Annotated in this window: 19 protein-coding genes, 2 tRNA genes and 1 pseudogene; 7 read left to right on the forward strand and 15 right to left on the reverse strand. The window is 39.1% G+C overall.

The window, feature by feature from the left end; genetic code table 11:
* From AC1DND_RS04785 to AC1DND_RS04820, 8 genes are all read right to left on the reverse strand, one after another.
* On the reverse strand, nt 1-593 hold a 593-nt coding region (locus AC1DND_RS04785), incomplete at its 3' end, for an FGGY family carbohydrate kinase (protein ID WP_477579562.1).
* A 15-nt stretch (nt 594-608) separates the two neighbouring features.
* Complete coding sequence (locus tag AC1DND_RS04790) at nt 609-1,889, reverse strand: sugar isomerase (protein ID WP_477579564.1); 1,281 nt, start codon at nt 1,887-1,889, stop codon at nt 609-611.
* A 219-nt stretch (nt 1,890-2,108) separates the two neighbouring features.
* Entirely contained in the window at nt 2,109-4,229 is a 2,121-nt protein-coding gene (locus AC1DND_RS04795) for a bifunctional aldolase/short-chain dehydrogenase (protein WP_230145396.1), read from the reverse strand.
* Between the two features lie 28 nt (nt 4,230-4,257).
* On the reverse strand, nt 4,258-5,352 hold the full coding sequence (gene rhaT, locus AC1DND_RS04800) for an L-rhamnose/proton symporter RhaT (RefSeq protein WP_477579566.1): 1,095 nt from the start codon (nt 5,350-5,352) through the stop codon (nt 4,258-4,260).
* Nucleotides 5,353-5,723: 371 nt separating this feature from the next.
* On the reverse strand, nt 5,724-6,575 hold the full coding sequence (locus AC1DND_RS04805; protein WP_477579568.1) for an alpha/beta hydrolase: 852 nt from the start codon (nt 6,573-6,575) through the stop codon (nt 5,724-5,726).
* Nucleotides 6,576-6,593: 18 nt separating this feature from the next.
* Nucleotides 6,594-7,061, reverse strand: coding sequence for a pyrophosphohydrolase domain-containing protein (locus AC1DND_RS04810; RefSeq protein ID WP_029277032.1), 468 nt, complete (start codon nt 7,059-7,061; stop codon nt 6,594-6,596).
* Nucleotides 7,062-7,286: 225 nt separating this feature from the next.
* The gene (locus AC1DND_RS04815; RefSeq protein ID WP_477579570.1) at nt 7,287-8,021 is read right to left on the reverse strand and encodes a LytR/AlgR family response regulator transcription factor; all 735 of its coding nucleotides are present in this window, start codon (nt 8,019-8,021) and stop codon (nt 7,287-7,289) included.
* A gap of 69 nt (nt 8,022-8,090) precedes the next feature.
* The gene (locus tag AC1DND_RS04820; RefSeq protein WP_477579572.1) at nt 8,091-9,098 is read right to left on the reverse strand and encodes a sensor histidine kinase; all 1,008 of its coding nucleotides are present in this window, start codon (nt 9,096-9,098) and stop codon (nt 8,091-8,093) included.
* Between the two features lie 207 nt (nt 9,099-9,305).
* Between AC1DND_RS04820 and AC1DND_RS04825 the strand changes: the two genes are divergently transcribed.
* Nucleotides 9,306-11,720 carry an outer membrane beta-barrel family protein gene (locus AC1DND_RS04825; RefSeq protein WP_477579573.1) on the forward strand — a complete coding sequence of 805 codons (2,415 nt, stop codon included), beginning with the start codon at nt 9,306-9,308 and terminating at the stop codon, nt 11,718-11,720.
* Between the two features lie 141 nt (nt 11,721-11,861).
* On the opposite strand, the gene AC1DND_RS04830 is transcribed toward AC1DND_RS04825, so the two are convergent.
* Nucleotides 11,862-12,344, reverse strand: a complete 483-nt coding sequence (locus tag AC1DND_RS04830) for a GNAT family N-acetyltransferase (protein ID WP_477579575.1) — start codon at nt 12,342-12,344, stop codon at nt 11,862-11,864.
* Between the two features lie 216 nt (nt 12,345-12,560).
* Between AC1DND_RS04830 and AC1DND_RS04835 the strand changes: the two genes are divergently transcribed.
* Nucleotides 12,561-13,163 carry a hypothetical protein gene (locus AC1DND_RS04835; protein WP_477579577.1) on the forward strand — a complete coding sequence of 201 codons (603 nt, stop codon included), beginning with the start codon at nt 12,561-12,563 and terminating at the stop codon, nt 13,161-13,163.
* A gap of 104 nt (nt 13,164-13,267) precedes the next feature.
* Here the strand turns inward: AC1DND_RS04835 and AC1DND_RS04840 are convergent, their stop codons facing one another.
* The gene (locus tag AC1DND_RS04840; protein ID WP_477579578.1) at nt 13,268-14,647 is read right to left on the reverse strand and encodes a S41 family peptidase; all 1,380 of its coding nucleotides are present in this window, start codon (nt 14,645-14,647) and stop codon (nt 13,268-13,270) included.
* A 315-nt stretch (nt 14,648-14,962) separates the two neighbouring features.
* On the opposite strand from AC1DND_RS04840, the gene AC1DND_RS04845 reads away from it, so the two are divergent.
* Both AC1DND_RS04845 and AC1DND_RS04850 read left to right on the forward strand, forming a co-directional pair.
* Complete coding sequence (locus tag AC1DND_RS04845) at nt 14,963-15,409, forward strand: SRPBCC family protein (RefSeq protein WP_477579580.1); 447 nt, start codon at nt 14,963-14,965, stop codon at nt 15,407-15,409.
* A 254-nt stretch (nt 15,410-15,663) separates the two neighbouring features.
* Nucleotides 15,664-16,671, forward strand: coding sequence for a hypothetical protein (locus tag AC1DND_RS04850; RefSeq protein ID WP_477579582.1), 1,008 nt, complete (start codon nt 15,664-15,666; stop codon nt 16,669-16,671).
* Between the two features lie 38 nt (nt 16,672-16,709).
* Here the strand turns inward: AC1DND_RS04850 and AC1DND_RS04855 are convergent.
* Both AC1DND_RS04855 and AC1DND_RS04860 read right to left on the reverse strand, forming a co-directional pair.
* Nucleotides 16,710-16,782 (reverse strand) — tRNA-Phe (locus AC1DND_RS04855).
* A gap of 216 nt (nt 16,783-16,998) precedes the next feature.
* Nucleotides 16,999-17,071: transfer RNA gene (locus tag AC1DND_RS04860), tRNA-Phe, on the reverse strand.
* A 228-nt stretch (nt 17,072-17,299) separates the two neighbouring features.
* On the opposite strand from AC1DND_RS04860, the gene AC1DND_RS04865 reads away from it, so the two are divergent.
* Nucleotides 17,300-18,595 carry a 4Fe-4S dicluster domain-containing protein gene (locus tag AC1DND_RS04865; RefSeq protein ID WP_477579584.1) on the forward strand — a complete coding sequence of 432 codons (1,296 nt, stop codon included), beginning with the start codon at nt 17,300-17,302 and terminating at the stop codon, nt 18,593-18,595.
* A 77-nt stretch (nt 18,596-18,672) separates the two neighbouring features.
* Nucleotides 18,673-19,461, forward strand: a complete 789-nt coding sequence (locus AC1DND_RS04870) for a (Fe-S)-binding protein (RefSeq protein WP_029277013.1) — start codon at nt 18,673-18,675, stop codon at nt 19,459-19,461.
* A gap of 75 nt (nt 19,462-19,536) precedes the next feature.
* On the opposite strand, the gene AC1DND_RS04875 is transcribed toward AC1DND_RS04870, so the two are convergent.
* From AC1DND_RS04875 to AC1DND_RS04885, 3 genes are all read right to left on the reverse strand, one after another.
* A complete protein-coding gene (locus AC1DND_RS04875; protein ID WP_477579586.1) occupies nt 19,537-20,874 on the reverse strand; it encodes a TldD/PmbA family protein in 1,338 nt (445 codons plus the stop codon).
* A gap of 8 nt (nt 20,875-20,882) precedes the next feature.
* Nucleotides 20,883-22,520, reverse strand: a complete 1,638-nt coding sequence (locus AC1DND_RS04880) for a TldD/PmbA family protein (protein WP_477579588.1) — start codon at nt 22,518-22,520, stop codon at nt 20,883-20,885.
* Between the two features lie 433 nt (nt 22,521-22,953).
* Nucleotides 22,954-23,439, reverse strand: a complete 486-nt coding sequence (locus AC1DND_RS04885) for a hypothetical protein (protein WP_477579590.1) — start codon at nt 23,437-23,439, stop codon at nt 22,954-22,956.
* Nucleotides 23,440-23,489: 50 nt separating this feature from the next.
* Here AC1DND_RS04885 and AC1DND_RS04890 point away from each other — a divergent pair.
* A pseudogene (locus tag AC1DND_RS04890) lies at nt 23,490-23,757 on the forward strand (ABC transporter ATPase); the annotation flags it as partial.

Consider the following 23,757-nt stretch of genomic DNA (forward strand, 5'->3'; position numbering starts at 1 on the left):
GTAGTAACCCAGTTATGGTATTCACTTTTATTGAAATCCCAAAGCTGGGTGTGGCAGCCTATGCTGGTAATATCAGCCACGGCCTTACCCGTAATTAAATAACTTAAATATTGAGGCAGGTGTAAAGCCCACTTCACTTTTTTAAATATTTCGGGCTTTTCGTTTTTCAGGCGATACAATTGCATTCCTGAATTTAAGCTGCCCAAGATTGGCGAGGCCGTTTCTAAGGAAATCTTCTCCTCACCTCCGTATTTTGCATAAAATGCTTTTTTAAGCTCTTCGGGGTATTCTTTTAAATAGTTATAAAGTGGTGTCAGGGGATCGCCGTTTTCATCGAGATAAACAAAACTGGCACCATAAGTAGAAAAATTTATGGCCCTAATATCGAACTCTTTTAACTGTAAAACCTGATGCAGGGAATCGTAAACTGATGAACGCAGGCTTTCGAGATTTTCGCATGGTTCGCCATCTTCATCAACTGTTTCTACAAAACGTGCAGACCGTTCGTAAACAATACTGTAGTTTTCATCAATCAGAAACAGTTTTTTATTCGTTTTCCCAACATCAAATATGGCAATAACAGGTTTAGGCATTTTCTATTTCTCTATTTACAAACCTGTGGCAACAGTATTTCCGCGGTGATTAACTAACTTAGTTCTAACTTCTAAACCGCGGTATAAAGCGATTGGTGATAAAGCTGCTCCAGCCCTTAATCTGGCTTCGGCTACCAAAGCCCTTAAATCGCTCCGGAAAGTATGCTGCAAAATTTCCTGTGCTTTTGCTACATCGTTGTTGTTCTGCGCTTCGCTTAATGCTTTTCTATCAACCAATAAGGCTTGTGCATAAGCAATCATAATCGCTTCTACTGATTGCAATAAATCTTCTAGAGGGTCTTTCACATTGTGAGAAGCATCTATCATCCAACCTAAATCTTTTGCATGGTTCATGCCTTTTGCATCCATACCTTCTACCAGCTCGTTAAAAATTAAGAACAACTGATAAGGCTTAATGCTTCCGGCAGTTAAATCATCATCGCCATATTTAGAATCATTAAAGTGGAAACCACCCAATTTTCCTTCCATTAACAATAAAGCAACAATCTGCTCAATGTTTGCATTAGGCAAATGATGACCTAAATCAACCAAAGTATAAGCTTTTTTACCTAGTTTGCTTGCATATAACAGTGATTGTCCCCAATCGCCAACCGTAGTTGAATAAAAATTAGGTTCGAAGGCTTTGTACTCCACAAACATTTTCCAATCTTCTGGCAGTGCTGAATAGATTTCTTGCAGACTTTCTAATGTATTTTCGAAAGCTTTGCGGAAATTAAGCTGACCAGGGAAACAAGAGCCATCGGCTAGCCAAACGGTTAATGCGTCAGATCCTAGCGCGATACCATGTTTAATTACTTCTATATTATGCTCGATCGCCTGTTTGCGGATGTCTTTATTTACATTCTGTAACGAACCAAATTTATAGCTATGTGCAGCACCTTTCTGATCTTGAAAGGTATTCGAGTTCATGGCATCGAATTTTAAACCATAGCCAGATGCCAAAGTTTTTAACGCTTCAGCATCTTGTGGAATATCCCAAGGAATGTGAAGCGAAATTGCGCCGCTTGCGCCATTAAGGGCATGAAGCAGACCAACATCTTCAATTTTTTCTTCAATGGTACGTGGTTCACCACCAGTAATGGCAAAACGGCCAAAACGTGTTCCACCTGTACCTAAAGCCCAACTTGGAATGGCAATCTGAAAATCAACCAGTTTCTGGATTACGCTTTCTACATCAACGTGCGCCCAATCTTCTTTTAAAAAAGAAAGTTTACGCTGATGTGAGGTTAAAAGGGAGTCGTTATGTTTTTCTATTTGGTTCTGCTCGATATTCATGAGAATATTTGGTTTATTAGGTTAATGTTGCGGCGATACACTCGCCGTTCTCGCTCCAAACGGGGGCTATTATAAAAAAATTAAAGTCATTTCGGTCTGTGCCAGGCACAGACCGATTAAACAACTTACTAAAACTGAATTTGTCGCCATAGTCTGTGTCCTCACAGACCATTTAACTTATCTTCTTTCGATCTGTGGAGACACAAACCGTGGATTAAGCTATCTTACAAATGCCATGGCTACTCCGCCATCAACATTTAAAACATTTCCGGTTGATTTGTGCAGCAAGCCACCCACAAAGGCGAAACAAGCATTGGCAATATCATCTGGTAGTATAATCTGATTTAACAAAGTACGTTTCGCATAATAAGCCGGTAGTTCTGCAACGGTAATTCCGTAAGCTTTTGCACGGCCTTCTGCCCAACCCCCTGCCCAGATATTACTATCGCTGATTACAGCATCAGGGTTAACCACATTTACACGGATATTATCGGCTCCCAATTCTGCAGCATTTAACCTGCTCAAATGTAACTGGGCAGCTTTTGCACTGCCATAACCGGCATTGTTAGGTCCGCTTACCAGGGCGTTCTTACTTACAATATTAATGATATCGCCACCAATATTCTGCTTTTGCATCGTATTTGTTGCAGCCTGAGTGATAAAAAACTGACCTTTTACCAAAACATCATATAATAAGTCCCAATCCTTCTCGGTATGGTCGGCAATGGTTTTAGAAATCGATAACCCTGCGTTGTTTACAATAATATCTACCCCACCAAAAGCCAGAGCAGCCGAATCGAAAGCTTGTTTAATATCTGCTTCGCTGGTTACATTTAAAATTGCGGTACTATAAGAATCTTTACCATACAGGCTTGCAAATTCCTTACCTGCTTCTTCCAAACGCTCGGCATTCATATCGTTTAAAATCACCACGCCACCTTCTGCAACAAACTTTTTAGCAATCGCCTTACCTATACCACCTGCACTACCGGTAATCAAAGCAATTTTACCTGTTAAAGGTTTTGGCTTAGGCATACGCTGCAACTTCGCTTCTTCCAACAGCCAATATTCGATGTTAAAAGCTTCCTGGTGCGGCAAAGAAGTATATTCTGAAACGGCCTCAGCGCCTTTCATTACGTTAATGGCATTGATATAGAATTCTGCAGCAACCCTTGCCGTTTGTTTATCCTTAGAGAAGGTAAACATTCCGATACCAGGATATAAAATAACAACCGGATTGGTATCGCGAATGGCAGGACTGTTTGGATGTTTACAGGCTTCGTAATAAGCCGTGTACATTGCCCTATATGCTTCAAAAGCTGGCTCCAATGTTTCTTTTAGTGCTTTAACATCCGATAAATCGGCATCGCTTGCTAAAGTTAAAACCAGCGGACTGATTTTGGTGCGTAAAAAGTGATCTGGACAGCTTGTGCCCATTGGTGCAAGGCGATCAAGATCGTTAGAATTGATGAATTCTAAAACACGACTGTCGTCGGTAAAATGACCGATCATGTGCTGTTTAGAAGAACATAAACCACGCAAAACAGGTGCTAAAGCAGCCGCTTGTTGTTTACGCTGATCTGCTGCGGCACTTTCAATCTTTTGTCCTCCAAAAACAGGCCCTTTTTTACCATAGTTCTGGTTAAGGTAATCAGAACAGATTTCGATAACTTCTAAGGTATTCAGATAACTTTCGTAAGCCGTATCGCCCCAGGTAAACAAACCATGTGAGCCCAACATAATGCCACGGATACCTGGATTCTCATCTAAACATTGCTTTAATTGCAGACCCAGTTCGAAACCAGGTTTTTTCCATTCAACCCAGCCTATCGTTCCACCAAATAATTCTTCGGTAATTTTTTTACCGTCTTTAGCTGCTGCGATGGCGATGGCCGCATCTGGGTGCAAGTGATCGATATGTGCAAACGGCAGAAAACCATGCAAAGGGGTATCGATTGATGGTGCTTTAGAGCTTAAATCGAAAATACAGTGGTTAAAAAGTTCAACCATTTCATCTTCGTGTTCTACACCACGGTAGATATTTTTCAGACTACGCAAACGATCAACATATAATGCTGCAAGACCACTTTTCTTTAAGGTACCTAAATCGCCACCTGAACCTTTTACCCACATTACTTCGGTTTCAAGGCCGGTAAGCGGATCTTTTTCCAATACTTTACACGAGGTATTTCCACCTCCATAATTGGTTAAGCGTAAATCTGCACCCAATAAATTTGAGCGATAAATTAAGAGGGCAACTTCATCACCAGCAAGTTTTGCGGCTTCCTCTTCATCCCACAAATAGCTTACGTGCTTATAACTTTTCGTATCGATTGACATTCTTATATTCTATTTAAATTTTTATTTATTAACCTTTTATTGAATTACCATAACCAACAATGAGTACCGAAATGATGATGGTTAAAATACCCGCCAAAACAGTAAACAACGTTTTTCTCGACACACCTTTCCACTCTTTTAATACCAGCCCCCATACGTTGGCGATGAGAATGATAAAGGCCATGTGCAGAATCCATGAACTGGCGCCGTTGCCCATTTTGCTTTCGCCCATGCCATAGAAAAAGAATTGTAAGAACCATGTAGTACCTGCCAGGGCAGAAAAAATATAGTTTTTTAACAGTGGCGTTTTTGCATTGGTATAATCGCCAAATGTTTTATTCCTTGCATTTAATACCATACACCAGATAAAATTAGTGGTTAGGCCTCCCCAAAGCACAATTACATAAGTAACGTTGTTCTGGAATAAGAAATTACCTGTTTCAGCAGGGTTTGCAGCTTTCCAGATGGTATTCGCCGCATCGGCCATTGGCTTTCCGGCTTCAATACCAAAATTGAAACAGGCACTTAAAACACCCGAAACAATACCCACAAACAAGCCAAGTCCGAATTTATATTCTGTTTTTACCTCCATGCCATGCGGATCGGTAATACCAGATTTCATTTCCTTTTCTTTCATCATACCTGCCTTACCGCAGATTACAATACCAATAACACAGACTAAAAGCCCCAGCAATACCATACGCCCCCAATCGGTGTATAAAAACATGGTAAAAGTATCTTTACCTCCCTGCGGGAAAAAATCGAAGTAAATGGATGGCAGGATTGAACCCAAAACCATACAAAGTCCTAAAATGATACTACTCCCTAACGATACGCCCAGATAACGAACACCTAAGCCATAGGTTAAACCTCCAATACCCCAAAGCACACCAAAAAAATAGGTTAACCATAAAATGCTACCGTTGGTACTGGTGATAATTGCCGTAAAATTCGGGATGGTTAAAAAAGCAGCAAGTGGCGGAACGATTAACCAGGAGAAGATTCCTCCAACGATCCAGTAACTTTCCCAGGCCCAGCCTTTAACTTTTTTGTACGGAATATAAAAACTTCCGGAGGCGAAACCACCGAAGAAATGAAAAATTACACMTAAAATTGCTTGCATGCTCTATTAATATATTTGGTTGCTCTAAAATAGAATATACAGTAATTTTAACTGTTATGCACTGTTATGGATGTGAAATAAATTGGTGGATGGGATTAGTTGGGAGACCGAAGACGGAGGTCGGGAAGTTGGGGTGAGGATATAGTTCTGCGTTGATCAGTGAAATCTGCGGGCAATAATGATGTTATAGTTTTCTCGCAGATTATTGTTGTGCACCGGATTTTGTGGAAGCTATTATTAAGGTAATTTCTCTTTCAAATTGTGTCATGTTGAGCCTGTCGAAACACATTAAAAAATATTTAAACAAGTCCTTCGACAAGCTCAGGATGTTGAAAGCTTCCCGCCATGGGCGGCAACAGATTATAAATAAATTAATTCTGGGATTGGATGCGCTGCAAAATATCTTCAATTACCTCAACCGATTTGAGGATTTTATAATGTCCCACATCTTCAAAAGATTTTGAACTTATCGCCGGATATTTATCCAGAAATTCTTTAAGGAATGGGTATGGCGAAATATGATCAGCTGGATCAAATGCCAGAAAATGATTTAAATCCGGACTTAGTTGATACAGTTCGGTCAGGTTAAAGTGGCTTACAGGAACGGGGAATTCTTTGGCAAAGTTGCTGAAAAAGATATCCTGATCCTTTATGCCGATGTTCACCGAATCGAGACTTTGTTCGAAGTTTTCTTTCAGTCTGATTAATGGTGCGATGCTAATGAGCAAATTGGGCGTAACACCCAGCTCCTGCAAAGCAATTACATTAGCCATGCCGCCAAGCGAATGCCCAATGAGGACATCAGGTTGTGCATAGTTTAAGGCAATAGATTTTACTGAACCGGCATATAACATCAGGTTGGAAAATTCAGAGATTGAGCTTCCGTTGCCAGGTGCATCAAAAGCAATGATTTCCAGGTCATCTATTTTCAGGAGTTCAATAATCAGCTCATAAAAATCTAAAGCCTTCGAAGCCCAGCCATGCGTAAGTAACACTTTACGTTTTCCATTTCCCCAGCTAAAGCAGTTAATGCTTATATCGGCATTGGTAAAATAGGCATCAAAAACCTTGAGGCTAAATTGTTTCGAGGTAGCAATAAGCTGTTCCTGATGCAGGCGTAATGGCATTTTGGGTGAGTAGAAAATAAACTCACGCATTAAAGCTGCATCAGGCGCCGCCTGTGTTAATTTTAGCTCGTTTACAATTTGTTTTAGCCTTTTCAATTCGAGCTTATTTATGAGTTAAACCAAATGTGATTTTAAATCAGCTGGCGAATAGTTGATCGATTTTAAAGTTTTGTCGTCAGATTTCCTGAATACCAAAAACAGTCCGTCGATTTCTTTGTAATAAGATTCGGTCTGGTCTTTATTTAAGTAAAACTGAATGGTTTGTTCAGCCTCTTCTACCGTTTTACAGGCTTTGCTCATATTAGAGCGGTGAACTTCATCAAATAAAGTCTTAAATTTTCCACCCAAACCAAACTCATGGATCGCACCCGCCAAAACATACTGCAGATCGCAAAGGGCATCAGCAACTTCTACCAGATCATCATTTTCTACTGCTTCCTGCAGTTCTTTCAACTCTTCGGCTAAAAGCGAAATACGCAAATTGGCTCTCTGTTTTGAAGGAATAACAGGACTTTCTAAAATTGGATGTTTAAAGGTAGTATGAAATTCTGCAACCTGGTTTAGCGAATTCGTTTCTTGCATGGTGATGTTTGATTTAATCTTTATACAGCAAACTTAAAAAAATCGGAAGAAATAATGAGGAGAATTTATGCACACAGCTGATTAATTGTTGAAACTGGTTAATCGGTTAACTGCTTGTTGAATTTCTTTATTGCAGAATTCTTAAAACTAGCTAATTGGTTAACCAAAGATGAATCCCAACAATTTAACAATTAACCAGTTAACCGATTTATACAATTAACCAAACTACCCATTCTTCTTCCCTTCCCTAACCACTTTAAAAAACTCTTCTTTATAGGTTTCGCCGATGGGAATCGCTTGGTCGCTAATATAAACGGTATTCCCATCTATCATCTTAATTTTTTCGATAGAGATAATGTACGATTTATGGATGCGGTAAAAAGGCGGTCGGGGCAGCTCAGTTTCCAGCTCACGCAGTGCCTGGTAGGTCACAATCCTTTGGGCGGCGGTATAAACAGAAACATAGTTTTTCAATCCTTCAATGTATAGGATATCTTCATAATTAACCTTAATAAACTTGTTCTTGGTATCACCTTTAATGAAAATAAAATCGTTCCCCTGCGTTACCTGCTGTACAACAATTTCTTGCTGAACGGGTGCCACAGGCATTAAAATCTGTTGTGCTTTAGTAGCTGCTTTATAAAAACGCTCGTATGAGATCGGTTTAAGCAAATAATCTACCACATCAAGATCAAAGCCTTCTAAAGCATATTCTGGATAGGCTGTGGTTAGAATTACTTTGCATTTACCTCCACAGATTTTCAAAAACTGGATCCCGGTTAATTCTGGCATCTGTATGTCTAAAAAAACAAGATCAACTTTACCTTCCTGAACCAGGTTAAGTGCTTCAAAAGCATTTGTAGTGGTCCCAACCAATGCCAAAAAAGGGGTTTTATTGATAAAAGCAGCAATAATATCTGAGGCGTAAGATTCATCATCAACGGCAAGGCAACGGATCATGGTTAAGGTTTAGCGGTTAGGGGTTAGCAATTAGCGCAAATAAAGTATTTCAATGATACAACTTATCTGCTATAGATTTAAAATTAACGTGCTTTTGTAAGTATTGCCATTGTTCGAAATCAACAATTCGTGTTTTTCGGGATAAATCAGATCCAACCTGCGATGGATATTTACCATGCCTACGCCACTTGAATGATCTTTCTGCGCATGGCTGATCTTATTGCTCACCTCGAAACTTAAGCGTTTGTTCTGCACCTTAAGTTTAATGCGCACAGGCCGTGCTTCATCATTTACCACGCCATGTTTAAGGGCATTTTCAACAAAAGGGATCAGGATCAGCGAAGCTATTTTTTGATTGGCAATGCCCTCGGTTGTAAAGTCGACATAAAATTTGGGTTCAAAACGCATCTTAAATAATGCAACATAACTCTCCAGATATTCTACTTCCTTATCTAAACTTACTTTACCATCAGGACTATCATTTAAAGTATAGCGCATTAAATCTGATAACCGTAAAACAGCATTGGCCAGTTGATCGGAAACAGGAATGGCCAAAGAGTAAACATAATTTAAGGTATTGTACAGAAAGTGTGGATTGATCTGCGATTTCAAAAATGAAAGTTCAGCCTTAACTACTTCTTCCTTAAGTTTCCTGTTAACCTGTTCCGACTTGAAACTATGCTCGATACCATAAACCGCAGCAGGTGTAACAATAAAACCAATGCTCCAATAAATATTATCTGTGATGTAGGCCCAGGCTGTTGTACCATCATCATAGTTATGAAAACCAAGCCATTTTAAATAAAGCACTTCTTCTATTAAATACCTAAGTGCAATAAATACCCCTATGGTAAACAAAATGCCACCAATTAACTGAAGTACTTTATTCTTTTTCAAAAATCTCGGATATACCCATAAGTAACAGATGTAGAACTCTATCACTTGTATAAAATTCATAGAGATATTCAAAGCGGCCTTGCTAAAAGTTGTGCCATCAATTAAATAGCCACCATAAAAATAGCCTAGTACGAGTATCCAGCAAAAAATATGAATGGAAATGGTTTCTATTCTTTTCATGGCCCAAAACTATGCAAAGCTTTTTTAACTGCCTATTTTCTTATTCCAAACCTGCATATAATTATCCCAACCTGTGCATTTCAAGGATCAACACCTTTTGTTACCAAAAAAAGCATTGGGATAATATTTTAAAGGGTTGGGATTATTTAATTTTTAGGCTGATGCAACCTCTTCATCTTTGAATCGTCAATATAAAACAAACACGATATGAACCTCTTATTTAAATCTGCTCTTTTTGCGCTGCTTATTTTTAACCTTCAAATCACTTTTGCTCAAAACATTAAGGTATCGGGAACCGTTACCGACAAAAGCAATAAAGCACTCGATTATGCTTCAGTAGCATTAATCCACTTACCCGATTCGGCTTCGGTTGCCTTACAAGTCACCAACCAACAAGGTTTATACGAGTTCAGCAATGTTAAATCTGGCAGGTATTTTATTAAAGCCTTAATGATGGGTTATGGTAAAAACCAATCTGTACCATTTGAAGTAAAAGATATAGCCGTTAAAGTTCCATTAATTATGCTGGAAGACCACGCTCAAAACCTGAAAGATGTAAACATCGTATCGAAAATGCCTGTAATTGATCAAAAAGCAGACCGGGTGATTGTAAATGTAGAACAGATGAATACCGCAGGCGATAATGCACTGGAAGTAATCAGCAGATCGCCGGGAGTAAAACTGGATAAGGACGATAACATTGTGCTGAAAGGTAAAAAAGGAATCAACGTGATGATCGATGGTAAGATGAGCTATATGACGGGCGTGGAATTAACCACTTACCTCAAATCGCTACCTGGATCGGTGTTAAGCAAAATCGAACTGATTTCTAACCCTCCATCCTCTTTCGATGCTGCTGGCACAGCGGGGATCATCAACATTAAACTCAAAAGAAATAAAATGCAGGGCTTTAATGGGAACCTGAATATGGGTGGTGGTTACGGCCGTTATGAAAAAGTTTATGTTGGTACCAACCTGAATTACAATATCGGTAAGGTGAGTACCTATGTACGCTTAAACGCCGGACACTATAATTCATACAACAGGTTAACTTTAAACAGAACAATTGGCGATGAACAATATAACCAGCTTAATTTCTGGCACCCGGTAACCAACAGCTTAAATTATTCTACCGGTGCTGATTATTTTATCAATGAGAAACATACCTTAGGCTTAATGGTAAAAGGCTTTACCGCACCTGAAGAAACCAAGGTAAACAGCAATTCGGTAAATTATAATGCAGCGGGTATAAAAATGGGCGGAACATCGATGTTTAATCCGCAAAGTAATACCGAAAAAAACCATGCACTTAACTTAAACTACCGTTTCAAAATAGATACATTGGGCGGTGAACTGGGTTTTGATGCCGATTATGTTCAATACGACAACAGCAAGAATGAAACCTTTACCAATAATTACCTCGATGCCAGTGATCAGCTGATCGGCAATCCAATCGATTTACGTAATAAAGGTATGGGCAACGTTTCTATTTATTCCATTAAGGCCGATTATAGCTTAAATTTTTCAAAAACATTAAAAATGGAAACTGGCTGGAAAAGCAGCTGGGTAAAATCGCAGAGCGATGTACGTTTCGATTCGCTAAAAACCGCTGGCTGGATTAACGATCCGCGCCGAACCAACGCCTTTTTATACAATGAAAACATCAATGCAGGTTATCTTTCTTTAGATCAGAGCTTCAAAAACCTACAGATCAAAGCAGGTTTACGTGCAGAACAGACTTTGGGCAATGGCAGTTCATCGGGCACCAATACGCTGATTGACAGGAAATACTGGAAACTTTTCCCAACGCTATTTATCTCTTTAAAACTGGATTCGAACAACCTTGTAACGGCAGCCTACCGAAAAAGTATTAACAGGCCATCATACAGCAGTTTAAATCCCTTTACCTTTTATACCGACCCCTATACTGCCATACAGGGAAACCCATTATTACAGCCATCTTACGCCAATAGTTTTGAATTTAATTACTCGATTAAAAATTTCAGGGTACTAACGTTGAGTTATTCGGTAAGTAATGGCGCGATGTGGGAAGTGATTTATCAGGACAATAGCACAAAAGAAAGTATCTCCCGGCCAGAAAACCTGAACCGTACAACAAATTTTTATATGGCCACCGGAAGTCCTTTTGATGTAACCAAATGGTGGAACAACAGTACAGAAGTTTCTGTTGGTTATAACCGAACCACATCGGCAGTACAGGGAAATGGCTATAATGCTTTCTCGTGGAACTGGTCTGTTATGTCGGATAATACCATCACTTTGCCCAAAAACTACAGTTTAACGGTGTATGGTTATTACGATTCTCCTTCTATTTCTGGTTTATTCCGCAGTTTAGGAAATTATCAGCTCAATGTTGGCGCTAAAAAGTCATTCTGGAACAAAAATGCAACGTTGGCCTTAAAAGTAAACGATATCTTTAATACCAGTAAATTCAGAGCCAATCTGGCGTACAATAACATTAAAACCTATTGGCAGAACGAATGGGAAAGCCGTAGGATAAACTTAAGTTTCACCTATAAATTCGGGAACATGAAAATCAAAACTGCCCGCAGCAGGCAAACCGGAACAAGCGATGAGGAAAGCAGAGTCGGCAAAAATTAAGATTAAAGGGTTAACTGTATAAATCGGTTAACTGGTTAATTGAGCTTGATTTATCAATTCCAACAATTAACCAGTTTCAACTTGAGCTGTATTTCTCGATTTCAACAGTTAACCGATTAATCAGTTTGAACAATTAACCAATTATAAGATCAGTAGCATCCAAACATTACAGGCAAAATGGCCTGAATTACCCAATGGAGCTGCGATTTTTTTAAATCCTGCCTTTTCGTACATCTCAATTGCCCTTTTAAGATCGGGAAACGATTCAAGGTAAATCTCATTATAACCAAAGTGCTGCGCCGACTCTATACTTTTCTCCATGAGCATTTTGCCAATCCCTTTTCCGCGCGAAGATGCCGAGGTGTACAATTTAACCAGCTCAACACAACCATCTGGCAAGCCTTCGGTCGGGTAAATACCACAACCGCCAACAATAAGCCCATCTTCTTCAGCTAACCAATAAGCCGATTGGGGGTGTTCGAAAACTGTAGAGAGCTCATCGGTTGTAGGATCGGTGTAAACCGTGCCCGGCTTGTCTATTTTAAATTCTCTTAAAACAGTCCTGATCATTTCAGCTGTTGCAGTATTATCCTGTGCAGTTATCCTACGGATGGTAATGGCCATGTCTTTTGTTTTTTTGTAAAGTTAATGGTTTAGGTTAATTGTTTAAATTGATAGATTGTTAAATTGTTCTTATTTGATCTTTAGTTAACCGGTTTAAACAATTAACCGCTTAAGCAATTAACCTATCTAAAATAGATTTATTATTTTGGCGTTATGTTTGCAGTACATAAATATCCAAATTTTTGGATACTTATGCTATCACTTAACACACATAAAATGAAACAAAGATTATTAGTATGCCTTTTAACTGTTGGCCTTTTTGGCTGTGGAATAAACAGACAGGCACAGCAGATAAAAGCCCTGGAAGACTGCACCTATAAAATTACAGGCGTACAACAGGTATCGATTGCAGGTACAGATGTTAAAAAGTTAATGGACCAGCAAAGTTTTAGCTTAACCAGTTTGCCTGGGGTTGCATTGGGGTTGTTAAGAAAAGACATTCCTTTAAAAGCTAATCTGAATTTAGAAATAACCAACCCATCAAGCAATTTAGCGGCCATAAACCAGTTTGAATATAAGATATTGGTTAATAATACCGATTTGGCAGAAGGCATTGTTAATCAAAATGTGAGCATTGCTCAAGGTCAAACAGTTACTGTTCCGGTACAACTGGTAAGCAACATTTACGGGTTAGTATCTAACGGCAATGTTTTTAACGATATTATCAAGGCTGCTCAGAAAGGATCAGCTTCAAAAGATGAAAAATTAGGTTTATTAACCATTAAAATAAAACCGACCTTTATGCTGGGCAATACACCTGTTAAATATCCAGGTTACATTACCATCAATAAAGATATCAGTAGTAAAATATTATTGTAAATACCACCATAAATAAAAATGCCCGCTTAATTAAATATGTTAAGCGGGCATTTTTATTGAAAAGCTTTTATTAAAATTTCTTATCAGGCGTCATTACCATCCCCTTAAATCCTTTCTTTATCAACTGTAAGGCCAGAATAGTAGCCACCAACGCCAAGTTTATTTTTGGTTTCAAATTCTGGAATATACATATCCACCTTATCTATTCTAATCGGGAAGAAACCAACAGGTTTACCATAAGTTGTTCTACCAATCAGTTTTACATCCATTACAGGCTTTAAACTGTTAATGGTTAACTCGCTTGCCGAGGCTGTTGATCCAGTTACTATAAAATAAACTCTGTTTAATGCTAAACTACCTGATTTTGCAAATTTCTCTATATTATCGGTAGCTGTAGGCGAATAATTTAAATCGGCATAAGTGGCATACTTTCCGTTTACACCTGTTGTAAAAGTCTGTAATTTACCAGCATCATCTAACAGCGGTTGGTGTGCCAAAACCGAGGCTTTGCGCTGAGCTGTGGTGATCGATTGTAGGTAGTTATTGTAATAAGAAGTAAACATCGTATTGCCGTTTTCTCCTGCCGGTGCTACTAAATTAATAATCTGGGTAGCTGTTGAAACATAACCACCACCGTTATAACGTAAATCAATAACCAATTCACTTACTCCCTGGGTAGCAAAATTAGAAAAAACTGTACTTATTGCTGTAGAAGCATTATTGGTGAAACTATTAAATACAATGTAACCAACTTTTTTAGTGCCAACTGTATAAACATTGGTAAATAATATCGGATTAACAGTATATAGGCTACTAGATATAACAGCTGTTTTGGGGTTGCCGCTCATATCATTGAAAGCCAAAGTCACCGTGGCATTCGTACCAAAAATGGCACTATTTAAAAAATTAAGTGCTCCAGGATAGGTCAGATCTGTTCTTCCATTTACACTGGTTATCCTGCAGCCACGTGTTAAACCCTGCTGTGCTGCCGGTGAGCTGGGATAAACATATTTTACCCTTAAGTCTGTAAAGCTATTATAATTATATTGAACAGAAAAACCGTAATCATTGGCAGAGCCATTTACATCTGCTTTAAGCGCTCCTGTTTTACCTGTTGTAGCTGCCGTATAGTCGAAGAACGAATATTTAGGTTCGGTGGTGGAAGTGCTGACATATTCATATGGTTTTCCTGTTGCCGGATCTAAAGAATATTGTGTCATAGCGTATAACTCAGCTTCATTCGAACTAAATCCGCGCGGATTAAACACTTCATAAGTTGGTAGCGAAGTGTTCCAATAATAAAGTTCTTTACCGTATAAAAAGATAGAATCTTTAGTCAATTCATCCCGCGTTCCGGTAGGCGTAGTAACAACTGGTGGGGTTATAGGCTCATCGGGCGCAGGACTGCTCTTTTTGCAGCCGGTAATGGCCCCAAAGCTTAAAAAACCTAGTGTAACCAGGTAAAGGAATCTCTTATTTCTCATGGAAATTATTGTAACATTATCTTATATATTTACTGGGGCAATGGTTATTTGTTCAGAAAGAAACTTTATTTACCAACAAACTAAATTTAATTCAAAATATTGTGCTGTTAAGCATATGTATCAGTGAATTACGTAAATCTACCGATTATATTACTTTTTACTGAAATATTTAGCAAATTTTAACAAGATCTACCAAACCGGTGTCGCAATGTTAGTCCTTATGCCCCCATAAATTGTCGCCTTTGCACCGCTTAAGTCAATCAATTCCGCCGCAAATTTGTTATACTAAATTATCTGATTTAAAAACCAGGAACCATGGAAAAGATCGAATTTAAAACCACAATTAACGCCCCAGCAGAAAAAGTTTGGAATACGCTGTTTGGCGTAGAAACCTACCCCATGTGGACAGCTGTTTTTATGGAAGGATCGCGTGTAGAAACCGATTGGAAAAAAGGAAGTAAGGCCCTGTTTCTGGGTAATAACGGGGATGGAATGGTAGCTGTAATTCAGGATAATATCCCTAACCGGTATATGTCTATCAAACACCTGGGCGAAATAAAAGACGGAAAAGAAACCCTGCACAATTGGGGGGAATCGTTCGAAAATTATACCCTCGAAGAAGAAGACGGCAAAACAGAGCTTATTGTAGATATGGACATTATCAAAGAATGGCTTGATTATTTCGAAAAAACCTGGCCAAAAGCTTTAGATAAAGTTAAAGAAATAGCCGAAAAAAGAAGTGAATATCATGTGGAGACATAAAAATCGATGGGCCTCTGGATAAAACGGAGGCTTTTTTTTGTAAACGGAATATCAGATCAAAAAATCATGCCCGATCGGGAACAAAAGACAGCCAAAACTTAGAAATGATTCCCAAACGGGTATAACATTTACTATAAAATTTCACAAGAATGCCGCAATCTCGAACTATTCCTCTGACTTACCCTTGGTAGTAGACCCCGAGTAATATTTGGTTTAAAAAATTCAAACTGATAGATTTATGCAAAATCGACAATATGAATTTCTCAGATTCTGAAGAATTACGGTCAATATTATGGCCAAGAGTAGAAAAACCACTGCTAAAAGGTTATTTTGGAGGCGTCTTTAATAAAGAACACAACAAATTTTATGCTGCAACTTTAACAAAAATATCGGAAATAGATTATGACGATTTTGAATATCATCATGATCTATTTCATGGTTATACCTCATTGTTCTATGATTTTAAACAGGCAAAAAATTTCATTACTCCTGATTCCTGGCAAAGCAAATCAACCCGTGAGCTTATTGATGAAAAAGTATATACCTATTTTTCGGTTTCCTTTACGGGCATGTTCTTTGAAGGCGAGTGGTTTATTTTAAAAAGCCTTACCTTTTATGGTAATCAGAAAGATGAAATTGAAGTTAGAGATGATATTCAAAAACCGTGTAACAATGCCAATTTTTGGCATGATTGCTTGTTTCTTCCGAACGTACCTCTCCAGCATGATGTACTAGGCAAAACGGTTACCTTAAGAGATATACAGTTCGAAGAATTTAAAGATTCACCCTACTTAGTAGCCATTTTAAAGCAGGAAAAAAAAGAAAAAATAAACAGAGCTTTTGCAAATTATTGCGACGAAGAGTTTATTAAACCATTTTTTGAAGAGATTCGAATAACTTTTCCATCAGAATATACAGAACTATGCCCGTTAAGAATTAACTATCCTATGATTTTTCCTGTGCATAAAAAACAGGTTATTTTTTGTGCACTTGTAGCCGATTATCAGAATAAATGGCGATTAAGGTATTATTTGCTAAACATGGAGGATAGGCAATTTTATGAGTGGGTGTATTTTAAGAATGATGAACATGATTTCTCCTTTTTCTACAGCGATTTAATCATAAATAATCTAAAGACCATTTCAAATTGGGACGAAGATGATTTTCTTGATTCATCGTGCACGATGGATGATGATTTTTTTTGGAAAGAATATGTTTTCAAAAAAGAAGATAACAGTTTCTTCTTTTTAAAATTACTTTAAAAAATAAAAGCCTTACATTTCTGTAAGGCTTTTAGAAGTGGTGCCACCTGGATTCGAACCAGGGACACAAGGATTTTCAGTCCTTTGCTCTACCGACTGAGCTATGGCACCCTCTTTTGGGATTGCAAATGTAGCATTCTTTTTTTCAAATCCAAAAAAGGATTTTAGATTTATTCAGTTTTTTTTCTTCAAATGTAACCTTATTAAGGCCATCTTTTTGATAAGCAGGAAGATGGGCAGAAAAATATTTTTATTTCAGCTTAGGCTTTCCTTTTTGAAATGACATAAAACCAAAAAAGCCTCTCATTTCTGAAAGGCTTTTGGAAGTGGTGCCACCTGGATTCGAACCAGGGACACAAGGATTTTCAGTCCTTTGCTCTACCGACTGAGCTATGGCACCATCCGTTTGGGATTGCAAATGTAGTGTTCTTTTTTCAAAAGCAAAATTTTTTTTCGATTATTTCATTGCCACGCTGATTATCAATTAATTAATTTTTAACGATTCTTAAAACAGGCCTTAATCCTTGCTTAGAATGAGTACAAACAAACAATTTTATTATTTTTTTTATGCATGCATAGCAATTTATTTAGATTAATATCCTAATTTAGCGTAACAATCTAATATTGCATGGTAGCACAGATCCTTTTTCTAGTACTTACACTTGCAGCAATTGCGCTGTTTACAGTTAACCTGCGTAAAATAATTCGCAATATCCGTTTAGGAAAACCGGTAGATCGACAAGATCAGCCACAAAAAAGATTAATGACCATGCTTCGCGTGGCATTTGGTCAGTCTAAAATGGTTGTCCGCCCTATCCCTGCCTTTCTCCACTTTTTTGTTTACATCGGTTTTGTGATCATTAACATTGAAGTATTGGAGATCATAATCGATGGTTTATTCGGCACGCACCGTATTTTTAATGGCCTGGGTGGTTTATACAATTTTCTGATCGGCTCTTTCGAAATTCTGGCTTTTACCGTTTGGATTTCATGCGCTATTTTTCTTATCCGCAGAAATATCCTAAAACTTAAACGCTTTAGCGGCGTAGAGATGAAAAGCTGGCCAAAATCTGATGCCAATTACATCCTCATTACCGAGATTTTATTAATGAGCGCTTTCTTATTAATGAACGCAGCCGATGCAAAATTACAGCTTTTGGGCGCCAGCCATTACGTTAATGCCGGTGCATTTCCAGTGAGTCAGTATTTAATTAATATCCTGCCTTCATCAGAAAGTGCCTTGGTTATCGTAGAGCGCAGCTGCTGGTGGTTCCACATTATTGGCATTCTGGCTTTCCTAAATTACCTACCTTATTCGAAACACTTTCATATTCTTTTCGCCTTTCCAAATACCTACTTTTCTAATTTGGAGCCTAAAGGTGAGTTTACAAATATGGCCTCAGTTACCAATGAGGTGAAAGCCATGCTGGATCCTTCTTTTGTTCCGGCAGAAACCGAACCCGGTAAATTTGGAGCCAAAGACGTAACCGACTTAAATTGGGTAAACCTCATGAATGCTTATACCTGTACCGAGTGCGGAAGGTGTACTTCGGTATGCCCGGCAAATATTACAGGTAAACTTTTATCGCCGCGGAAAATTATGATGGATACCCGCGACCGCATTACCGAAGTGGGCCAAAATATTGATAAACACGGCGCTGAACATCAGGATGGAAAATCTTTATTGGATGACTACATTAGCAGAGAAGAAATTTGGGCCTGCACCAGTTGTAATGCCTGTGTAGAGGCCTGCCCGATAAACATCGATCCATTACAGATTATTATGGAACTTCGCCGTTTTGCCGTGATGGAAGAATCGCAGGCGCCAGGCAGCATTAACGCGATGATGGGAAATATTGAGAATAACCAGGCACCCTGGAAATACTCTCCAGCCGATCGTTTTAACTGGGCACAAGAAAGCTAGATTGACAGTTTTTGTTGGCATTGAATTAAAATAATAATTACATCAGGTCTTGATACTTGATACTAGATACTAGACAAATGGAATTTAAAGTCCCTACAATGGCCGAGTTGATGGCCGCAGGTGAAGAACCGGAAATATTATTTTGGGTTGGCTGTGCTGGAAGTTACGATGAAAGAGCACAGAAAATTACCCGCGACATTTGCAAGATCTTACATCATGTAGGCATAAAATACGCTGTTTTAGGAACAGAAGAAAGTTGCACCGGAGATCCTGCTAAAAGAGCCGGTAACGAGTTTCTTTTCCAGATGCAGGCCATGACCAATATTGAGGTATTGAATGCTTACAACATCAAAAAAATTGTAACAGGCTGTCCACATTGCTTCAATACCATTAAAAATGAATATCCGGGTTTAGGCGGCACTTACGAAGTGATCCACCATACCCAATTGATACAGGATCTGATTAACGAAGGCAAACTAAAAGCTGAAGGTGGGGAAAGTTTCAAAGGTAAAAAAATCACCTATCACGATCCATGTTATTTGGGCCGTGGAAATGGAATTTACGAAGCGCCTAGAAAAGCCCTGGAAGTACTTGATGCACAGTTGGTAGAAATGAAACGCTGCAAAAGCAATGGCTTATGCTGTGGTGCCGGAGGCGCGCAGATGTTTAAAGAACCAGAAAAGGGAAATAAAGATATTAATGTAGAACGCATTGATGAGGCTTTACAAACCAATCCGCAGGTTATTGCAGCAGGTTGCCCTTTCTGTATGACCATGCTAAGCGATGGTATTAAACTAAAAGATAAAGAACAGGAAGTTAAGGTGTTGGATATTGCCGAGATTACAGCAAGGGCAAACGGCCTGTAACCTTAGCTTTTAACTAAACAAAAGCCTGAACATCGATGATGCTCAGGCTTTATCATATTGTTAATTCTTGATTTGCTATACCGCGTCAGATAAAGAGGTAAAAGTAAAATCTCTTATTCTTAATGGAGGTAAAAGATAGTTGGCTTCCGATTCGGCACTAACTGTTCTTTCGGCTATTCCGATTTCATCCAGGTTGTTCAACATAATAATCGGACTTTCATTGAAACGGAAATTTTTGACTGGGAACTTGATCTCTCCATTTTCGATGTAAAAAGTACCATCCCTGGTCAGCCCTGTAAGCAAAAGGGTTTGTGGATCTACCGTGCGGATGTACCATAAGCGTGTAACCAATATACCTTTTTCTGTTCCTTTGATCAGCTCTTCCAGGGTTTTCGTTCCGCCCTTCATAATGGCACCACCCGGGAAGGGGATCGCTTTAATCCCAGTTTTTTGCGCCCAGTACCTCGAACTGTATAAATTTTTAACTACTCCTTTTTCTATCCAATTTACTTTCTGCTGTGGCCTTCCATCCCCAGACCATGTTGCAGTTGGCAGTTCGGGGTTCCATGGGTCAGAGTAAATATTTACTCTTTCATCCACCAGCTGTTCTCCCAATTTTGTCTTGCCTCCGGTTTTGCTCATAAAGCTCCGTCCTTCATCGGCCTGCCTGGCATCCATCGAGAAGAATAGGTTTTCCAGCATCACTGCTACCGCAGTCGGTTCTAAAATAACGGTATACTTTCCTGGCTCAATGGCCTTTGCCGTTACCGACGACATGGCCTTTTTGGCTGCTATAGCTGTATCAGCTTTTGCGTTGAGTTTGCTAAAATCGTTGTATCCCCTTGTGGCATAACCAGATCCTTTACCATCATCAGTTCTTACGGTAATATTAAAAGCTACATCGGTTGAAGTATTGTAGGCAAATAAACCTTTACTGTTCATCATTGCCGAACAGCCTATACTGTTGGATAAAAACCCTGCAGCATTCAGCTTGCTGTCTATAGCCTGTTTTAAACTGGCCTGTACTGCATCGGCCCTGTCTTTCGGGGTAACGGCTGCTGTAGCCGGAGAAAAGGTAGGCGAATCGGCACCATATTCCTGCGGACTGAGAAAAGGCATAAATTCAGGATTTTCGGGTGCCAGCTGAGCAAGTTCTTCTGCCCTGCGCACTACTTTTTCCAATGAGGCATCGTCAAATTCATTTATAGTGGCCGTACCCAGTTTTTTTCCGAAGGCAGAACTGACTACCAGGCTGTTGGCGCTTATCCCCCCACTGGTTGATACCGAATTTCGGGCGTACCTTATATTACCGCTATCTGAGCAATTTAGGTTTACTTCACATTGTTCTGCTTTAGAGTAAGAAAGTACTTTAGTTAAAAGGGCCTTTGCTTCTGCTTTTGTTAAGATTGGCATAGTTTCTATCAGATTTTTCTAGCGGTGTTGATAACATTAACTTTATTAAAACGTGTGGTTGCCGATCCATGGGAGACAGCACTCACCTGACCTGGCTGGCCTTTACCATCGAAAAAAGAGCCTCCTAAACGGTAATCGCTTTCATCGCAGATAGCCACGCACGAATTCCAGAATTCCTGGGTATTGGCCTGATAGGCTACATCTTTAAGCATACCTGCGATTTTGCCTTCTTTAATTTCGTAATAAAGCTGACCGCCGAACTGGAAATTATAACGTTGCTGATCGATCGAGAAAGACCCATCGCCTACAATGTAAATGCCTTTTTCAACATTTTTAATCTGATCGGCTATGCTCAGCTTGGCTTTGCCCGGCTGCAGTGAAATGTTGGCCATACGCTGAAACTGCACACTGCTCCAGTTATCGGCATAACAACAGCCTTGTGAAGCATTTAAACCTAATATATGCGCCTGATCTCTGATGGCCTGGTAATTTACCAATATACCGTCTTTAATTACATCCCATTTTCCGCATTTTACACCTTCATCATCATACCCAACAGCTCCTAATGATCCGACTTCGGTTTTATCGGCAGTAATATTTACTTCTTTGCTGCCATAATTAAATTTTTTAGATTCCCATTTGTCAAGTGTCAGGAAACTGGTTCCTGCATAATTGGCCTCATAGCCCAACACGCGATCAAGCTCGGTTGGATGACCGCACGATTCGTGTATGGTTAACCATAAATGTGAAGGATCCAATACCAGATCATACTTACCTGGCTCTACTGATTTTGCCTTCATTTTTTCACCCAACTGCCTGGCTCCCTGTGTGGCATCTTCAAGCATATCGTACCTGCCTTTATAAAGCGTGCCCGAAGCTGTTTGTATTTTATCCTGTGGCCTTGCATCCAGGTATTCGTATCCCTTGCCAGTAGGTGCACTCAATGCATTTCTCGTTTCGAACTTACCAGTTGCCTTATCTATTTTAGTGATAAAAAAAGTAGGCCAAATACGGTGGATGTCCTGATCAATATAAGAACCATCGGTAGATGCAAAATATTTTTGTTCATTTACGGCGAATAAGATGGAGTTGATGTAATCTGCACCACCTTTCATTGCCGCATCGTTCACCGCCAGCAATAAATCTACCTTTTCTTTTACGGGTACCTCAAAGGTATTTTTCTCAATCGGTGCTTTCCAGCTTACCTCACCATATCCTTTTTGTGGCGCCAGCTTTACGGGCTCTCTTAACAAACGGGCATTTTCTTTGGCAATAGTTACCGCCAGTTCGGCTGCTTTGGCAATACTATCTTTGTCCATTTTGTCGGTTGCCGCAAATCCCCAACTGCCATTCGAAATTACCCTGATACCAATCCCATACGATTCGGTATTTACAATATTCTCTACTTTATCCTCGCGTGTAACAACGTATTGGTTAAGATACCTGCCTACACGCACATCAGTATAAGTTGCGCCTTTTGAGCGTGCCGCATTTAGGGCTACATCAGACAAGATTTTTTTAGCCGCCGGATCGATATACGTTAAGGCTTGCTCGGGGGAAATCTCTTTCCCAAAAACTGGAATAGCAGGAAGCATAGCCGCGGCAGCCCCTACGCCAGTTAAATAAATAAAGTTTCTACGTTTCAAGATGAGATTGTTTTAAGTTGACTGAATATAAGTGTTTTAACTTATATTAAAAAAACTTCTTGATCCTTGTACTGTTTAGGTTGTTTATTTTTAGGAAAGCAATAGCAGCAGTCCATAGGTCAGTTTCTTCCTGCTCTACCTTCTGCCATGAAAAACGGCATTCGTTCAATCAGGTTTAGTTTAGCCATTTTCTGCTACTATGTCGGTTTTCTGTGCCACAGCCCCAAGTCCATAGCCCTGATCGGAGCGGCATCCCCGATATTTCATCGGGATAAAGCAAAGAGCAGGACTAACATAAAAAAAAGCGAATGACGCTGTGCTCCAAAATAAACAATAAGCTTAACATGTAATTTCCCTAGTGGTGTTAACAACGGAATTAATAAGACTATAAAAAGATAATCAACTCGCTTGAATGCTCATCATCAGAGACAAGTTATGGCTTCTGGGAAATTGAAACCTCTGTATTTATTTTATTCAAATTATCTCGGATAAGATTTAAATCTTCAGCTTCCATATTTTTTAACGGAATAACCAGTTGCGTAGCCATCGAGTCTACATCGCCTCCCTTGTCTTTATAGGTCTGCACAATTACGTCGTCACCTTTGGTATGGATATACAATTTGCCCGAAGTAGTTGTACCATAATAATCCATATCTTTAAATTTCGACAGCTTAAATGCGAAATACTCTGTTTTACCGTTATTAAAATAACGTTTGTAACGACAAAAGCCATTGTTGGTAACATTTAGCTCATAACGCTTTACTTGGTCGCTTTCCTGACTGTTATCGTAATGATCGGTAAATGTTTTTTGAAGAAAATTGATCGATTGTGCTACGGTTTCGGGGTCGGAAAAAGCACATAAAAACATACAAAAAGCCGAAAGAAGGGATATTTTCAAGCAGAGTGTAAACTTTTTCATCAGGTTAGCGTTTTAAACACACCAATTTAATTAAAATCATAAATTTGTATATGAGTTTTTCTCCACAATCAAGAGTTTGGGTATACCAAAGCGATCGCAAATTTACTTCTGTTGAAGAAAGTGAGATCTTAAATAAATTAGCAGCTTTTACAAACCAGTGGAAAGCACATGGAAATGAATTGCTTGCAAAAGCAGAAATCCGCTATGGCTTTTTTATTATCCTAACGGTCGACGAAAGCCAGGCGGGCGTTACCGGTTGCTCTATTGATAGCTCTGTTCGCTTAATTAAAGAAATTGAACAGGAATACCATGTAGACC

Source organism: Pedobacter sp. 01N416 (assembly GCF_056399685.1).

Excerpts from the sequence above, each read along its gene's own strand:
- AC1DND_RS04850 (WP_477579582.1), top strand. The coding sequence starts at position 15,664 with ATGAATTTCTCAGATTCTGAAGAATTACGGTCAATATTATGGCCAAGA.
- AC1DND_RS04840 (WP_477579578.1), bottom strand. The coding sequence starts at position 14,647 with ATGAGAAATAAGAGATTCCTTTACCTGGTTACACTAGGTTTTTTAAGC.
- AC1DND_RS04820 (WP_477579572.1), bottom strand. The coding sequence starts at position 9,098 with ATGAAAAGAATAGAAACCATTTCCATTCATATTTTTTGCTGGATACTC.
- AC1DND_RS04825 (WP_477579573.1), top strand. The coding sequence starts at position 9,306 with ATGAACCTCTTATTTAAATCTGCTCTTTTTGCGCTGCTTATTTTTAAC.
- AC1DND_RS04790 (WP_477579564.1), bottom strand. The coding sequence starts at position 1,889 with ATGAATATCGAGCAGAACCAAATAGAAAAACATAACGACTCCCTTTTA.
- AC1DND_RS04885 (WP_477579590.1), bottom strand. The coding sequence starts at position 23,439 with ATGAAAAAGTTTACACTCTGCTTGAAAATATCCCTTCTTTCGGCTTTT.
- AC1DND_RS04795 (WP_230145396.1), bottom strand. The coding sequence starts at position 4,229 with ATGTCAATCGATACGAAAAGTTATAAGCACGTAAGCTATTTGTGGGAT.
- AC1DND_RS04865 (WP_477579584.1), top strand. The coding sequence starts at position 17,300 with ATGGTAGCACAGATCCTTTTTCTAGTACTTACACTTGCAGCAATTGCG.
- AC1DND_RS04815 (WP_477579570.1), bottom strand. The coding sequence starts at position 8,021 with ATGATCCGTTGCCTTGCCGTTGATGATGAATCTTACGCCTCAGATATT.
- AC1DND_RS04870 (WP_029277013.1), top strand. The coding sequence starts at position 18,673 with ATGGAATTTAAAGTCCCTACAATGGCCGAGTTGATGGCCGCAGGTGAA.
- AC1DND_RS04810 (WP_029277032.1), bottom strand. The coding sequence starts at position 7,061 with ATGCAAGAAACGAATTCGCTAAACCAGGTTGCAGAATTTCATACTACC.
- AC1DND_RS04835 (WP_477579577.1), top strand. The coding sequence starts at position 12,561 with ATGAAACAAAGATTATTAGTATGCCTTTTAACTGTTGGCCTTTTTGGC.
- AC1DND_RS04845 (WP_477579580.1), top strand. The coding sequence starts at position 14,963 with ATGGAAAAGATCGAATTTAAAACCACAATTAACGCCCCAGCAGAAAAA.
- AC1DND_RS04875 (WP_477579586.1), bottom strand. The coding sequence starts at position 20,874 with ATGCCAATCTTAACAAAAGCAGAAGCAAAGGCCCTTTTAACTAAAGTA.
- AC1DND_RS04830 (WP_477579575.1), bottom strand. The coding sequence starts at position 12,344 with ATGGCCATTACCATCCGTAGGATAACTGCACAGGATAATACTGCAACA.